Source organism: Microcoleus sp. D2_18a_B4, from assembly GCF_036702475.1.
GTDB lineage: Bacteria > Cyanobacteriota > Cyanobacteriia > Cyanobacteriales > Microcoleaceae > Microcoleus.
In genome coordinates, this window is the sequence record NZ_JAUBTL010000015.1 from 72,127 (window position 1) to 87,285 (window position 15,159).

Here is a 15,159-nt window from a genome sequence, read left to right on the forward strand (position 1 = left end):
GTAAGTATGAGATTAAATTTTACCTTTATTGTGAGAGGGACACCTCAGACCCGTCCTCCCTATGCAAATTAAGACAAGGTACAGTCAGCTATAAAAGTGGCAACACCATCCTCTAGGAGTTGCCAAAAACAAATTCAGCAACTACACTCGTCATTAGTAAATAAACTCTGAGTATATGTCATCACAAAAAAAATTAGCAATCAAAGGTGCAGCCTGGACGATCGCCAGCTATGGAAGCAGTCAAATTATCCGATTTGCCAGCAACCTAATCCTGACGCGTCTGCTTTTGCCAGAACTATTTGGTCTGGTAGGTCTAACCTACGTTTTTATAACAGGGATAAACTTATTTACAGACATAGGTTTAGGCCCAAGTATCATCCAGAACAAACGGGGGGAAGATCCTCAATTTCTCAACACCGGTTGGACACTGCAAGTTATTCGCAGCTTTTTCATTTGGATTTGTTTAGTTATAATTACCCTGCCCGTTGCGAATTTTTATGGAGAGCCCCGTCTCGTGTGGTTAATTCCAACAATAGGTATAAATTCCCTAATAGGAGGGTTTAAATCCACCGCCACATCCAGCCTAGAACGCAAAATGGCAGTGAAGAAAGTAGTAATTTTTGAGTTGGGCATACAGATTGTTTCTACAACAGTGATGATTGTCTGGGCCTGGTTCGATCGCAGCATCTCGGCGATCGTTGCAGGCGGCTTGACTGGAGCTTTAATGGAGGTAGTATGGAGCCATTTTTTGATTCCCGGCAAGTCAAACCGCTTTGCTTGGGATAAAGAAGCAGCTAAAGAAATATTTTCTTTTGGTAAATGGATATTTTTGTCTACGGCTTTGTTTTTCTTGTGTTCTCAAGCCGATAGACTCATCCTCGGTAAAATATTTACTTTAACAATGTTGGGCATTTACGGCATCGCTTTTACTCTCGGCGATATGCCGCGCCAAGTAATCCTGGCCATTAGCGGCAGGGTGATTTTTCCCTCAATTTCTATGCTGGCAGATTTGCCACGGGAGGAGTTGCGCGCCAAGATACTTAAAAACCGCAAGCTAATTCTAATACCATTAGCCGTAGGTTTAGGAATTTTTGTGAGCTTTGGAGATCAGTTAATTTTAACACTCTATCGCAAAGAGTATGAGGCTGCATCTTGGATGATGCCAATCTTGGCGTTAGGTATCTGGCACACCACCATCCACAATATCATGGGTTCTTGTCTGTTAGCCGTAGGAAAGTCTCAGTACGGAGCTATGGGCAATCTGCTGACTTTTGTGAATCTATGTATAAGTATACCGCTGGGATATCACTTAAAAGGTAATTTAGGTGCCGTGATTGCTGTAGCTCTCGGCGACATTCCTACCTATCTAGTAACTAACTACGGTTTGTGGAAAGAAGGACTAACTTGTTTTTGGCAGGATATTCAATTAACAGGGCTGTTTGTAGGGGTGCTGGCAACTCTACTTTGGTGTAGAGTTGCTTTTGATTGGGGTCTGCCAATCGATAAAATATCACCGATGGATTTAGTTCCAATCAATCAACTGTTTCAGTAAACAAAAAGGAGATTGTCTATAGGTCAGCCGAACACAATACAAGAAGAAAAGTAATGCACTTTATCTTTTTACAAATGGCTCTGTTACAAGAAATATCGTGAGTGGCCACGAGGTCTACTAAACTAATGTTTTTTCATCAAAGAAATCGCCTTATAAATTTATTCAAAGAAAACGAACAAGCCGAAAAAAAACGCCCCAAAGTTGTGCGACTGTCACACACATTACATCAGTTGAAGAATCTAACAATCCAGAAAAAGCTGCAGCAAAAATAGAGAGACTCAGGCAAACATATAGATGGACTGTTGACGAGTTTTGCTCATTGCGGCCTGAGTAAGCTGAAGTGCATTTAAATTGTATAGTCAAATTTAAGAAAAGTCTTGTGGGGAGTAGGGTTGGGCGTCTCGCCCGCCCAAAAAATACAATTTAGATGCCCAACAGCTTATTACTATCCAAACTCTACCGAACAGGCAGATTACAGCCTACTTACCTGAATATCCAATTAAGTGCATTGAGATACAAGAAAGCCCTGAATGCGACCCCAGGTTTGTAGGGTTTAGACTTCAGGAATAATTTGTCGAAAGAGTAGAAAAAATGGACTGGTTTTTATTCATAGAAGATGACAGGGTTTTGTACGATGCTTTCCTTCTATAAAAATTAGAAATTTTAACCGACAAAGTGGATATGAGAATGCTATTGTTTACCAAAACCGTTTGGAAATGTATCAAGGAACCAAGAGATATATTGATTTGACAATACAGCAGCCGCTGTTGTGGAATCAGTTATCTAGTGTACAGATAGAAGGTGAAAAATTGGCTGACTTTAGCAATCTTCATTCAGGATTTTAATGCTTGTCAAGAAAGCAGATGAAACAGTGGATAAAATCATGTCGCATCTTCAAAAATCAAGTAGCGAATGTCGGGCATTGAGAGAGTGCAGCAACTTTTTGTATTTGGGAATTTTTCTCAAGATATAAGCCTCACCCATCAAACTTAAACTATTTTGAGGTCAGGCATTACGACAGCAAATATTATAAGTTATATCCAGAACAGCAATCGCCGTATACACTGTCAGTGGTTAATAATAGTTCCAACATACCAATCGTCAAGGATTTGTGAAAGGGATATAAGTAGGTCGTCATGATTATTTAGTAGGATGAGTAGAGCGCCAGCGTTACCTCTCAACCGATCGCACAATTGGCGATTTAATATTTGAGATAGGATGAAAAATCTAAAATCTCAAACAGTCCTGGACGCAAATGGCACAAGGGTAGGCTGCTCGACGGTCGTCAATACCACTCTAGAGCAAGCAGTTTTGAGCCATTACGCACCGTACAAGCTAAAATTTAAAATCTAAAATCTAAAATCGGTATACTTCGTTGCAGCCCTTTCGCCTGGTAAAAAAAAATGGGTTTCTGGGGGCAGGGAGTGCGCCCAAGACAGTAAAATTTAAGAGGGAAAATGTGGTTGTTAATTTTCAGCAGAAATAGGAGAGAAAGATTTGTGAATATTTTTAACAAAAAAATTAATCCTTCACCCTTCGCTATTCTGCCATTCAAACAGCCGATCGACCGCACGGCCATCTTCCTCATGCTAGTGCTGAGCGTCTTAATCGGACTGCTGCTGCTTAGCGGCGATCGCACAGCACCCAGAGTGCGAGAATTTACCTGGGAAAACAAACAAATCGGCGCCGAAGATACCGGCTTTATCCTCACATTCTTTCGGCCGATGAACCAGTCCACCGTCGAGGAAAACTTAAAGCTAGAACCCCCCCTCCCCGGTAAATTTAGTTGGGCTGGAAAGCGCATGGCTTACACCCTCAAAGATCCAGCACCCTACGGCGTTACCTACACATTAAAACTCGCTGGAGCAACCGACAAGTATTTCGGAGAAAAAAACCAAAATAAAGGAACGCTAATGCAACCGTTTAGCAGTTCCTTTCGCAGCCGCGATCGAGCTTTTGCTTACATCGGCGTCCAAGGCGAAACAGAAAGCAGATTAATGCTAGTCAATCTCACCAGCAGCGACTCGAAACCGATACCGCTGACTCCCAAAGATTTAGTCGTTACCGATTTTAAACCGTATCCTGAGAGCGATCGCATTTTATTCTCAGCCACAGATCGATCAATCGCCCGTACTCGCGGCACCCTAAATCAAGAACTATTCACAGTCACCACCGGCCTCAACCCCCAATCGGGATCAGGAACTCAACAAAAATACCCAGCCGGTAGAATCGACAAAATCTTAGACTCCAAAGATTACCAAAACCTCAAATTCGACCTCTCAGCCGACGGAAAAATCATAGTTGTCCAGCGCGTCAACCGCCGCAATCCCGGCGATTTCAGTCCTTGGATTTTGGAAGAAAAAGTGCCGCCCAGACCCTTGGAAAATGAACAAGGCGGAGATTTTATGATTCGCCCCGACAGCAAATCGATGGTAATATCTCAAAAACAAGGATTAGCGATCGTCCCCCTCAAACCGGAAGCAGACCCAGTAGAATTTTTGCCAAAATACGAACAAGTATTGGGCATGGCCCGCGACAACTCCGCCGCCGCCTATGTTAAATACAACAGCGACTTTACTCGATCGCTTTTCATCTTAGATAACCAAGGTGTAGAACAAGAAATATTGCGTATTCCCGGCAGCATTATGGCCGTTTATTTCGACCCCCGCAAAAACCAAGACAACCAAGTTCAGCGTCTCTACTGTTTGTTAGCCCAACGCCTCAAAACAGAAAGCTACAAAGAACAGCCTTTCATCGCCACCATCGACCTCAAAAAAGAGGGTACTCGTTTGGTAGGAACCATCAAACCGCTGCTGATTTTGCCCAACCAATTAGATACCCAAATCAGTTTATCTCCCGACGGGCTGGCATTAATTTTCGACCAATCAGTCACAGCAGCAACTCCCTCAGCAGCAGACAGTCCCCGCAACGATAGTGGACAGTCGATCGCAACCAGCCGCCTCTGGCTGCTACCCTTAGTAGAAATACTGGCAGACGGTTCTCCCGCAAAACTACAGCCAGAAGAACTTCCTTTTGCCGGCTATCACCCCCGCTGGCTCCCCTAAATCGATTTTAGATTTTAGATTTTAGATCTTAGATTGACCGATATTAGTAAATATCAATAGGGTAAGGTGCGCCCATAAACACCAAGCGTTGAAATATGCGCGGTGCACACCCTACTTTTACTAAATTGATTTGAAATTTGAGATTTGAGATTTGAAATTGAGTTGATACTAAGCCATACTGGTAAATATTACAAACTTTTGAAACGAACTCACCAGCCTGCAATTTCACATCTCAAACCTCAAACCTAAAATCTAAAATTCTCATGACTCCCGAAGAAATTAGCAATACCCTTAAAGACTTATTTGGTGACACTGTTGAGATGCCTGCTGCCACTTCTTGGCAAGTAGAAACCCCCAATTTTCGCCTGTTAGTCCTCCTTTCAGAAGACGGGAGTTGGCTGCGGATTTTGCTGCCGATCGCCGATGCCCAGGAAGCTCAACCATTTCTTGATAAACTGCTAGAAGCTAACTTTGACACCACCCTCGAAACTCGCTACGCCTTACATCAAAACGTTTTGTGGGGAGTATTTCAGCACAGTTGTGCCACACTCGCGGCTGCCGATTTCTCAGCCGCCGTCGCCAGACTGCTGGCTTTGCAAGAGAGAGGTTTGTCTGACTTTTTCGACGGTTTGATAGAAAACCGCATCCGTCAAATCATCAAAGCTGCGAAGATGCAGGGGCAGTCTGTCGAAACTACCCTTCAGACTTTAGACCGTTTCTACGCAGAGGGATTGATGGGTGAAATGGAACTAGGGCGAGAGTCTCGCGAAAATACTCTCGCGGCTTGGCGGTATCAGCTAGAACGCCTCTGGCCGGAGGTGGAACCCTAAGACGATTGCAGATTGCAGATGGCAGATGGCAGATTGCAAAAAACTGATGACTATCCAGGTTCGGAAGTTGCCTAAAGTAGCATTTCTTTTGAGTGGCATAGGAACTGCGGCCGACGGTTAGGATGTTCTTAATTCCACAAACCCTTGCGGAACATTGCTTCTTCCTTCTCTGCTAGATAACTAAAGCCTTCCATCCGTTACATTCGGTTACATCCCAAGAAAGCGAATCCGTGGCCGAACTTCCTTCTGCTGTACAATCTGCCGATTTTGGTCTGGGGCCCAGTCTGGATCGTTGGAGCCTCAAGCCCCTTGGACAATGGCTAATCCGGGCCCTCGAACCCTCGAAGGATGCCCTTATATTCACTGATAACTCGCTCGCGGTTCTCCAATTCCCTTCTCTAACTGAAAAAATGGTATAATTTATCACAATAATTAGTTATAAATATTAAAAATTTTCGGAAAACAGGCGATCGCAGGTATATCATGGTAAAAAGTTTAAAGTGCCTACTCCGTAAGTTACACAAAAGCTTAGATCGTTTAATATTGACTTAGAAACAAAATCTTTAGCAGACAATGCTACTGCGATCGGGTTTTCCCATAGGGTGCTCTTGTAATTTGACAAATTAGCAACTACCGCTACCAATTACCAGTTACGAATTAATAGCAACTTAAGTTGTCCATTAATACAATATTTAACAGGGGTTTCATCTATGTTTGCTGTGCGTGAGACTAGCTTGGAGTTATCAGTGTTGCATATACCTGAATTTTGTACTTGGAACCTCTCCTTAGAATCAACTCTCCTAGACCTGCCCCTCTCCAACTGCCAAATTGAAATAACTCAACAGGCAAAAGAAGTAGCCCAGGCTTTTGAAGAAAATTCCATGCTTCCAGGCGTCATTTTGACAGATGGGGGTAATTTTGTCGGCATAATATCGAGGCGTCTATTTTTTGAAAAAGTTAACTGCCGCTACGGAGTAGAAATGTTTTTCAAGCGACCAATAGAGGTGCTGTACAAGTTTGCCAGGCCAGAGGAACTCGTACTTCCCGCGAGTAAATTAATAGTAGAAGCAGCCCAGGAATGTCTTTACAGATCAGCCGAATTAATTTACGAACCCGTAGTAGTGGAAATAGCCCCCCAGACCTACAAGCTGTTAGACGTACACCAATTAATGGTTGCTCAATCAAGAATTCACCAATTAACAAATAAGTTACTCCACAAACAAACCCAAGCCAAACTCATCCAAACAGAAAAAATGGCTAGTTTGGGGAGGATTGTAGCAGAAGTAGCCCACGAAATCAGAAATCCGCTGAACTGTATTTGGGGAAATTTAACTTTTCTGCTGTCCTATTTTGAAAACTTGCTTCAGCTAATGTCCGTTTATGAAGAAGAATATTCGGCACCGTGTCCCCGAATTGAGGCCCTTAAAAAAGAAATTGAATTTGATTTTTTACAAGAAGATTTGCCGATAACCTTAGAAGGGATGGAGTTGGGAGCCGCGCAATTGCTCAAAATAGTTAACGGGCTGCACCACTTCTCTCACATGGACGAGACAAAACCAGCCGAGACAGACATTCACGAATGCGTGGAGATGACGCTGTTAATTTTGAAAAACCGCTTTAAAAACAGCATAGAAGTGGTTAAGAATTACGGCGAACTGCCGCTAGTTAGCGGCTACTCCGGACAGTTGAGTCAGGTGTTTTTGAATTTGTTAGTTAATGCTCTAGACGCCCTGGCAGAGTACGCAGCCGATCGAGAAACACACACCCCGTGCCGGGACAACTGGCAGCCCCAAATCGAAATTACCACTAAAGTTATAGAAACCGAACACGGCAAGCGGGTGGCAATTTGCATTGCCGATAACGGGCCCGGCATTCCCCCAGAAAATCACCAGCAGATATTTGACACCTTTTTTACCACTAAACCAGCGGGCAAAGGCACCGGTATGGGGCTGGCTATCTGCAATCAAATCGTCACAGAAAAGCACGGTGGCGAACTGAGAATGCGATCGCAACCAGGTAAGAACACTGAATTTGAAATTCTCCTGCCTCTAGTTGGCACAACATGATTAACTTCAGAATATTCTCGGTGGTTCGCTCAGAAAAGTGAAATGATAGGGTAGCTTAGTAGTAGGTTCTCAATTCACCGAAGAACGAGACGGAAGCCCCTGGCTTTAGACACGGGGAGGAAGTCGGCTTCGGTTTCAACCGCCTTCAATATTTCTTTATACAACTGATTGAAAGGTTGTTTTAGAATTAGATTGTAAGTAAAACAACCATCTACGTGTTGAAACACTCTAGTATCGGAGAAATCCCGGCACAGTGAGCCACCACACTCCTTGAGGAGTAGTAAGCCTGTATAACTGACAAGTAATGGCAGAGTGTGAAGCGTACCTATCTGGCATTGTGATGGATTATGAAAGCAAACACAATTTAAAAGTAAGCGCAATTGCAATACCCTTTGTAGTGGTAGTTGTTTTGAGCGTATAGAGGTGCTTTGATAACGCCTTTGAGAGTTTTCGGATTCATTCAAGAATCCCCGTGGCTTCAGCCTTGGGGAGTATCAATTTCCCAGCGTTTCGGCAACTAAAAGTTCCAGTGGCAAATAAATTCAGTTCCAAACTCATTGGCCCTTCACTCTCCGAAGGTAGTCATCAAGACCTTTCCCTAGAATCTACCCTCTGGGATTTGCCCCTGTATGAATTTCAGGTTAAATCGAGCTGCTTGGCCGTGGCAGTTGCCGAAATGTTTGAACAGCATCCCCTAGTGCCGGGAGTCGTCTTGATGGAAGCAGGAGAGTTTGCTGGCATGATATCTCGAAGGCAACTGCTGGAATATTTGCTCAAACCCCAAGGCCCGGAGCTATTTTTGCACCTGCCACTAAAAGTTCTCTACAGTTACGCTCGCGTCGAAATATTATTAGTCCCAGAGAGTACAACCATTTTGGCAGCAGCTCCACAAGCTCTGCGTCGATCGCCCGAATTGCAGGCAGAACCGATCGTCGTCCAAATAGACTCCCAATCTTACCGACTCTTAGACCCTAACGCACTCAACATCGCGTACTGGCAAATTCGTGGCATAGAAACTCAAGTCCGCTACGAAAGAGCCCAAACTCAAATGATTCAAAGCGAAAAAATGGCTAGTTTAGGCCGTTTAGTCAACGGAGTAGCCCACGAAATTTTAGATCCGGTAGGCTTTATCTGGGGGAATTTAACCTACGTCAGCGACTACAGCAAAAACTTGATGGAATTGCTCTCAGTTTACGACGCATACTGTAGTGACCCACCGCCGGAAATAGCACGGCTCAAAGAAGAGATCGACTATGACTTTTTGCAGAACGATTTTCTCCGAACTGTTGCCAGCATCAAATCAGGTGCAGAACGTTTGAGCAAGTTAGCAACCAGTTTGCAAAACTTCTGCCACATCGACGATATTTATCCCAAACCCACCGACTTGCACGCCAACATAGACAGCATACTTTTGCTGCTCAAAAGTCGTTTGACTAGGGAAATCCAAGTAGTGAAAAACTACGGCTACCTGCCACCAGTCCCATGCTATGCAGGACAGCTAAACCAAGTATTTATGAATATCTTGACCAACTCTATTCATACATTAATTAACGAAGCAGTCGGTCAAGAATTGGCGAAAGAGTTCAAAGGTGGAGGGCCCAAAGACGCCGATCGCCAGCCTAAAATTGAAATCACAACTCAAGTCTGCTGTCCCGAACCTGCGCCGGATTTAGACAAACTTCATGTTCGCTGGGTTTCGATTTGCATATCAGATAATGGGCCTGGAATGTCACCTAGCAAGTACAAAAAAATCATAGAATCATTCTCTACGGAAAAACGCGCCCTCAAAGAAACCAGTTTAGCAGTTAGCTATCAAATAGTGACGGGCAAACACGGCGGTGCATTCAGAATGCGATCGGAATTAGGCAGAGGCACTGAATTTGAAATTTTGTTACCGTTAGCTTAAAGAAGGAAAGCACTACACGGATTTTGACACGGATACACGGATGAATTATCTAGGGTGAGGCAGTAGTCAACAGTCAACAGTCAACAGTCAACCATTATCTAATTGACTGCCGCACATTTTACAAAATCTAGCATTAGCATCGTGTACAGACCAACCGCAACCTTTACAAACAGCTTCTCCGTGATTAGCACTTTTAACTAATTGTTTAATCAAATCCCCCAATTGCCAAGGAATCAGAGCAATTCCCGTCAAAATCATCAAAATAGTCAGAAAACGACCGGATTCCGAAATCGGAGTAACATCGCCAAATCCCACCGTGGTCATCGTGACAACCGAGAAATAAACAGCATCCAAAAAAGTTCCAAAACTTTCGGGATTGGTCGGATGTTCGACTTGATAAATCAAACCCGAATAAACAAAAATTATTGCCAGCAAGGTAAACAAAATCCGAGCAAAAATCACCCCATCTTCGCTGCTGATGCGGAAAATAGAAATTTTCAATTCCAGAAAGCGGATGAGTCGGAGAATTCTAAACCAGCGAAAAATTCGGATAAAACTAACGTTGACAAATCCCAGTAAAAATGGTAATATTGCGAGCAAATCAATAATTGAAAAAAAACTAAAAATAAATTTAACTCGATCTTCGGCACACCACAGCCGCAATAAATACTCAACTGCAAAAACGATTAAAAGAACGGTATCGAGAGTTTGGAAATTAATTCTAACAGATTCCGAAATCGGGTAAGTTTCGGCGATGAAGCTGGCGGAAGATAAAAGAATGAGTCCGGTAATAGTTAAATTGACGGTTCTGCCAATTGGGGTTTCGATGTCTTCGAGATAAAATCCAATTTGCGATCGGGTTAACATAGATGAGATAATTAATACCATTTATGAGGTAAGGGAATTATCGCATATGAGTATCGAATTAACTAAGGGTGAAAGGTTCAATCTTTCTAAAGAAAGTCCTAATTTCAGTAAAATTGCGATCGCCCTGGGGTGGCAAGTCAGCCAGACAGCACAAAATTGCGACATTGACGCATCTGTTTTTATGTTAGCGGCGGACGGTCGGATTCCTGATGAAAAGTATTTTGTATTTTACAACAATCTGACATCGCCGGACGGTGCGGTGCGGCATTCAGGAGACAGCGCGACTGGGCAAATAGACGGAGATGATGAGACGGTTTATGTGGATTTGAGTAAAATCAATTCTGCGATTCAGGAAATTGTGTTTGTTGTGACTATTCACGAGGGACAGGAAAAGAATCAAAGTTTTAGTCAAGTTACAAATGCTTTTATCAGGCTTTACAACCAAGAAACTGTTAGCGAATTGGTTCGGTACAATTTAAATCAGATTTTTTCCCAAGAAACGGCTTTAGAATTTGGACGCTTGTATAAGAAGAATGGCGAATGGAGGTTTCAGGCCGTAGGACAGGGATATAATGCTGGGTTGCAAAGTTTTGTAGACAAGTATTATGTTGAGAATGCGGTTGAGAAAAGCTCGAATGCTGGTGAGAAGCTTGATGATGCTGAGGTTGTGAGGCGGTTTAGCGATCGGGTGGATCGGTTATTGCGCGAAGAATCTGTATCTAGCAAAGCGGTAGAATCGCCTGCTGCTATTCCTGTGAATGCTAAGCCTGACGAGCGAGAACTAGCTATCAGCACTGAGGAATTTTGTCAGCGATATAACGCAGGTGAAAGAGACTTTACTGGCTGCAATTTATTCGGATTAGATTTGAGTGGAAAAACTTTGGTAGCTGATGTCATTTTGTCAGAAGCAAATTTGACAGAAGCAAACCTCACTGGTGCTACTTTAAAAAAAGTAAATCTATTTGAAGCTAATCTGCAAAGGTCAAATTTAAGTTTAACAAATCTGCAAGAAGCTGATTTGATAGGAGCTAAGTTAAGCAGTGCTAACCTAACTAAGGCCAAATTGGAGTCTGCAAAACTGATTCAAGCGAATTTCCATCAAGCCATATTAAGCGATGCAAACTTCACAGGAGCAAACCTGACAGGGGCAAATCTCTGTGGAGCAAACTTAACAGGAGCAAATTTCAGTGGAGCAAACTTAACCGCCACCAATCTAAATAATGCTAACCTAACTTCGGCTAATCTCAATAGTGCTAATTTGGTAGCAGCAGATTTAAGTCAAGCAAATCTTAACAGTGCCAGCCTAATTGGTACTAATCTGACAGGCGTTAAATTGACAGGTGTAAGTTTGGCGGGAGTAGACTTGAAGAACGTTAACTTGAAGGTTGCTAACCTCACAGGTGTAATTTTTGTGGGAGCTAACTTAAAGAGAGCTAACCTCAGAGAACTCGACCTAAGAGGAGTTAATCTTATAGGAGTAAGTTTAGTTGGAGTAAACCTCGATATCGTCAACTTGAGCGGGCAAAACTTAAGCGGGTTCAATCTCTGCGGAACTAGCTTGATCCGCGTCAATTTGAGTGAAGCAAATCTAACTTCAGCAGACTTGCGCGGGGCCAACTTGATGATGGCAAACCTAGAGAAAGCTAACCTGAAGGAGGCTAAACTGGCTGGAGCAAATCTGGCTGGAGCAAATCTGGTTGGAGCAACACTCACAGGCGCAATTATGCCAGATGGCACAACTCACAAATAAATTAATGTTTGTAGTGAGGACTTCAGTCCTTGGAAATGGAAGGACTAAAGTCCTCACTACGAGCCTGTTTGTAGTAAGGACTTTAGTCCTTCTTTTTCTTAAATATACTTGTTCATTTGGCTTCTTCCATGAGTTTGGTGAGAGTTGTAAAAATACGATCGCACTCTGAAGAAGCCTTGCGAACCTTGTCAACATCCAACATTTCTAACAGCTTGGAAGCGTGCTGTATCTTTTGATATTCGCCTTTCGATTTTGTGTCGCGGCTAGCTGCTTTCAGACTTGGTTCTAACAAATCCTTTTCAATCGTCTCTACATTAATATTTTTAGGAATCGCATTTTCTTTAAATCCCTGCCCGTAAAATCTTTTTAAAGTATCAATATCAGCTATCAACCAAGCTTCCATCGCTTGAACCATGAGATAGCAATGAGTCTCATCAACCCCAGGCGGCGAATCCCAGTTATCCCTCGACTTCAAATGCTCCCAAGGCGGCTGCTTTACAGGGGCTTCTGAGTCAACTAAAAGGATGATAAAAGCATTTGGGTGATCTGCCAAAGCATTCTTGAAATCCCTGAAAGCATTATTCCGGGAACCGCAAACAGTGATATTCCACTTGATTTTATTGCTGCGGGCAACCTCCACAAGTTCTTTGAAAAAAAAGCTAAATCCTCCTCGAAGTAATTGCTTTGTATTCTTGCCATCGCCGCCGCCTTCGATGTAAATGCGAACCTCTTTTACCATCGGTTGCCCCCGATTTCTCCCATCCGCCAAAGGTCTCCCAAACTGTAATTCTCAAGCCATTTTTTCAGTCGTTCGGGATCGAGACGGCTCAGGTGACTTCCTCTATCATCCCGATCGCATATTAAAACTGACTCAGGGTTCAGAGCCGACACTAAAGCATCGGAATGAGTTGTCACAATCAATTGTGTGCGCTGTGAGGCTTCGATCAACATTTCAGCAACAGCAGGCAGAATGTCGGGATGCAAGCCAATCTCCGGTTCTTCAATACAAATAAGTGGCGGGGGAGTTGGATCTAGGAGTAAAGCTATTAAGAATAAATAACGCAGCGTACCGTCTGATAAACGAGTTGCGGGAATTGGCTGAATTAATCCTGTTTCGCGGATGAATATCTGGACAGTACCGCCATAAATCTTGATACTCAGTTCTTCAGCAGCATCATAGAACAGTTGTAATTTGTCAATAATTTGCCTGCTTCCTAATTGATACTGTAAGTTGTTTAAAACAAGTCCTAAGTTGCCACCATCTTCTAGGAGGGGATGTTCTGGCAAGTCAGTTTGCTGAGCCTTTCTAGGTATTGAATCTCTCCCTGTCTGCCAGTTACGATATAAACCAATGTCGGCAAATTTATTTCCCAGATATGATAGTTCTGGATATAGTTCGGGATCTTTTCTTTGAGATAAGATAGATTGATCGGGAATGATATCTTCTCGCCGCAGATTCCGCAGCTTTCTTGTTTGTTGCTCGTTTTCCTGTATAACATTGATAACAGGGCGACCCCGATCGCTATAACGGTAATAGAAAAATGGCCCGCTTTCAGAACTATTGCGCGGTGCCTTATCTTCTATAGCTTCGTCCACTACTTCAAGTCTCTGACCGACTGCGGTAAAACTAATTTGATAGCGCAGTGGCATCGTTCGTTCTGGGTAATCTAAAATAGCCTCAATTTTTGCTGTGGGAGTACCTTTTTCACCTTTCCACAGAAAATCGCTGATACCACCTCCTTGACGAATCGGAGCAAGTAAGTCGGTAGGTGTTGCCTTCAACACTCCCATCGCTTCAATTAAGTTAGACTTGCCGGATGCGTTAGTACCGATCAATACATTCAGGGGTTGCAGTTCAATTTTTTCCCCCTCACTTCCATAGGAAAGGAAGTTTTGCAGTTGCAGGGAGTGAATAAATCTCTTGCCTTCCACCTTGTCCTCCTATGCCAATTCTGCATTATTATACTTTACGAAAGCTTTTGTTTTTAGTCTTGAATTAAGTAGGTCTCAAAACTACCGATTCCAAGTCTTTGCCTTGAAGTCGGAGGGGGAGTGAGATATCCCGATCGCTCCCACAACAGGCGACCTACTCTCCTCCAACGGTCTGTGACCCATTACAATTAATTCAGCAAAAAATCTTTACACATAAGAACTCATGCAGCTCAAGTCAACAACCCGCCATATTCGCATATACACCGCCATCCTCGAAGATAACGAACTCGTCCCCAGCAACGACCTTTTGACGCTCGACATTGACCCAGATAACGAACTTAACTGGAACGACGAGTCTGTCAAACAGGTATATGCCAAATTCGACCAACTCGTAGACGCCTACGAGGGCGAAGACTTGACCGAGTACAACCTCCGCCGTATCGGTTCGGAGTTGGAGCACTTGGTACGATCGTTCCTACAAAAAGGCCAAATCAGCTATAACCTCAACAGCCGCGCTGTTAACTACAGCATGGGATTGCCTCAAGTTGATTCCAAAGTTCACCTGTAAGGGCGATCGGGCGATCGGCATTTATGTCAACTTAAGATTGAAACCCATAATAAATGTCGCTTGTAGCTGAGTTTCAATCCCTCCTACTCCTCTTAATTAGGGGAGTAGGGGGGAAAAGAGGGTTCTGTTTTGTCTCTCGCTTTGGGGATTGAGGGGGATTTAGACTTGGATACAGAGGAAAGGTGGAGATGGGGAGAATTGAGAAAATCTGCTTTTATTCTTCTTCCTGCTTGTTTCTGACTCCTGACTCCTGACTCCCGGCTTCTTCCTTCTTCCGAGTGCCCTCGGACTTCTCCCCCGCCTCCCCAGCATCAACCGGAGAATTTGGAACGTGATCTCGTTCCAAAAACTGTTTAACTGCGACTTGGCGGTTGGCCATAAACTGACCCCAAGCGCCGGGAAACATCCCATCCAAGGTTTCCACCAGTGCCCAAACCTCAAGATTCATCACTTGGTAATAGAAACTGTGAGAATGTTGAATGCTAGTGAGTATTTCGTCTATTTCAACAGCAGGCGGCAGCTTCGGATCGGGCAAATTCTTGGGAAAGGCGCTGGGATCATGTGGGTGCATGGTTCAATACTCAACAGCTTGCAGAGGCCGGTCAGTCGATTTGAGATTTGAG

General features: G+C 43.6%; 11 protein-coding genes. 7 read left to right on the plus strand and 4 right to left on the minus strand.

All coding sequences use genetic code 11. The features are described 5' to 3' along the window. Positions 1–175: 175 nt before the first annotated feature. The 5 genes from QUB04_RS11630 (at position 176) to QUB04_RS11650 (ending at position 9,419) form a co-directional block, all read left to right on the plus strand. Positions 176–1,552, plus strand: coding sequence for an oligosaccharide flippase family protein (locus QUB04_RS11630; protein ID WP_333284308.1), 1,377 nt, complete (start codon positions 176–178; stop codon positions 1,550–1,552). A gap of 1,499 nt (positions 1,553–3,051) precedes the next feature. Next, positions 3,052–4,617 carry a hypothetical protein gene (locus QUB04_RS11635; RefSeq protein WP_333284310.1) on the plus strand — a complete coding sequence of 522 codons (1,566 nt, stop codon included), beginning with the start codon at positions 3,052–3,054 and terminating at the stop codon, positions 4,615–4,617. 263 nt (positions 4,618–4,880) lie between these two features. Then, on the plus strand, positions 4,881–5,447 hold the full coding sequence (locus QUB04_RS11640; RefSeq protein WP_333284312.1) for a hypothetical protein: 567 nt from the start codon (positions 4,881–4,883) through the stop codon (positions 5,445–5,447). A gap of 710 nt (positions 5,448–6,157) precedes the next feature. Continuing rightward, a complete protein-coding gene (locus QUB04_RS11645; protein ID WP_333284314.1) occupies positions 6,158–7,513 on the plus strand; it encodes an ATP-binding protein in 1,356 nt (451 codons plus the stop codon). Positions 7,514–8,042: 529 nt separating this feature from the next. After that, positions 8,043–9,419, plus strand: coding sequence for an ATP-binding protein (locus QUB04_RS11650; RefSeq protein WP_333284390.1), 1,377 nt, complete (start codon positions 8,043–8,045; stop codon positions 9,417–9,419). A gap of 87 nt (positions 9,420–9,506) precedes the next feature. On the opposite strand, the gene QUB04_RS11655 is transcribed toward QUB04_RS11650, so the two are convergent. Beyond that, positions 9,507–10,307 carry an ion transporter gene (locus tag QUB04_RS11655; protein WP_333284316.1) on the minus strand — a complete coding sequence of 267 codons (801 nt, stop codon included), beginning with the start codon at positions 10,305–10,307 and terminating at the stop codon, positions 9,507–9,509. Between the two features lie 25 nt (positions 10,308–10,332). Between QUB04_RS11655 and QUB04_RS11660 the strand changes: the two genes are divergently transcribed. Further along, positions 10,333–12,036, plus strand: a complete 1,704-nt coding sequence (locus QUB04_RS11660; RefSeq protein ID WP_333284318.1) for a TerD family protein — start codon at positions 10,333–10,335, stop codon at positions 12,034–12,036. Between the two features lie 112 nt (positions 12,037–12,148). Here QUB04_RS11660 and QUB04_RS11665 read toward each other — a convergent pair whose 3' ends face one another. Both QUB04_RS11665 and QUB04_RS11670 read right to left on the minus strand, forming a co-directional pair. After that, the gene (locus QUB04_RS11665; RefSeq protein ID WP_333284320.1) at positions 12,149–12,775 is read right to left on the minus strand and encodes a DUF4276 family protein; all 627 of its coding nucleotides are present in this window, start codon (positions 12,773–12,775) and stop codon (positions 12,149–12,151) included. After that, positions 12,769–13,968, minus strand: a complete 1,200-nt coding sequence (locus tag QUB04_RS11670; protein WP_333284322.1) for an AAA family ATPase — start codon at positions 13,966–13,968, stop codon at positions 12,769–12,771. The genes QUB04_RS11665 and QUB04_RS11670 overlap by 7 nt, the downstream gene beginning before the upstream one ends. 223 nt (positions 13,969–14,191) lie before the next feature. On the opposite strand from QUB04_RS11670, the gene QUB04_RS11675 reads away from it, so the two are divergent. Continuing rightward, positions 14,192–14,536 (plus strand): NAD(P)H-quinone oxidoreductase subunit M, encoded by a 345-nt coding sequence (locus tag QUB04_RS11675; RefSeq protein WP_333284324.1) that lies wholly within the window; start codon positions 14,192–14,194, stop codon positions 14,534–14,536. Between the two features lie 214 nt (positions 14,537–14,750). Here QUB04_RS11675 and QUB04_RS11680 read toward each other — a convergent pair whose 3' ends face one another. Then, the gene (locus QUB04_RS11680) at positions 14,751–15,107 is read right to left on the minus strand and encodes a hypothetical protein (protein ID WP_333284326.1); all 357 of its coding nucleotides are present in this window, start codon (positions 15,105–15,107) and stop codon (positions 14,751–14,753) included. Positions 15,108–15,159 lie beyond the last annotated feature (52 nt).

Coding starts and splice junctions, on each gene's coding strand:
- QUB04_RS11630 (WP_333284308.1), top strand. CDS start 176: ATGTCATCACAAAAAAAATTAGCAATCAAAGGTGCAGCCTGGACGATC.
- QUB04_RS11640 (WP_333284312.1), top strand. CDS start 4,881: ATGACTCCCGAAGAAATTAGCAATACCCTTAAAGACTTATTTGGTGAC.
- QUB04_RS11645 (WP_333284314.1), top strand. CDS start 6,158: ATGTTTGCTGTGCGTGAGACTAGCTTGGAGTTATCAGTGTTGCATATA.
- QUB04_RS11655 (WP_333284316.1), bottom strand. CDS start 10,307: ATGGTATTAATTATCTCATCTATGTTAACCCGATCGCAAATTGGATTT.
- QUB04_RS11660 (WP_333284318.1), top strand. CDS start 10,333: ATGAGTATCGAATTAACTAAGGGTGAAAGGTTCAATCTTTCTAAAGAA.
- QUB04_RS11665 (WP_333284320.1), bottom strand. CDS start 12,775: ATGGTAAAAGAGGTTCGCATTTACATCGAAGGCGGCGGCGATGGCAAG.
- QUB04_RS11675 (WP_333284324.1), top strand. CDS start 14,192: ATGCAGCTCAAGTCAACAACCCGCCATATTCGCATATACACCGCCATC.
- QUB04_RS11680 (WP_333284326.1), bottom strand. CDS start 15,107: ATGCACCCACATGATCCCAGCGCCTTTCCCAAGAATTTGCCCGATCCG.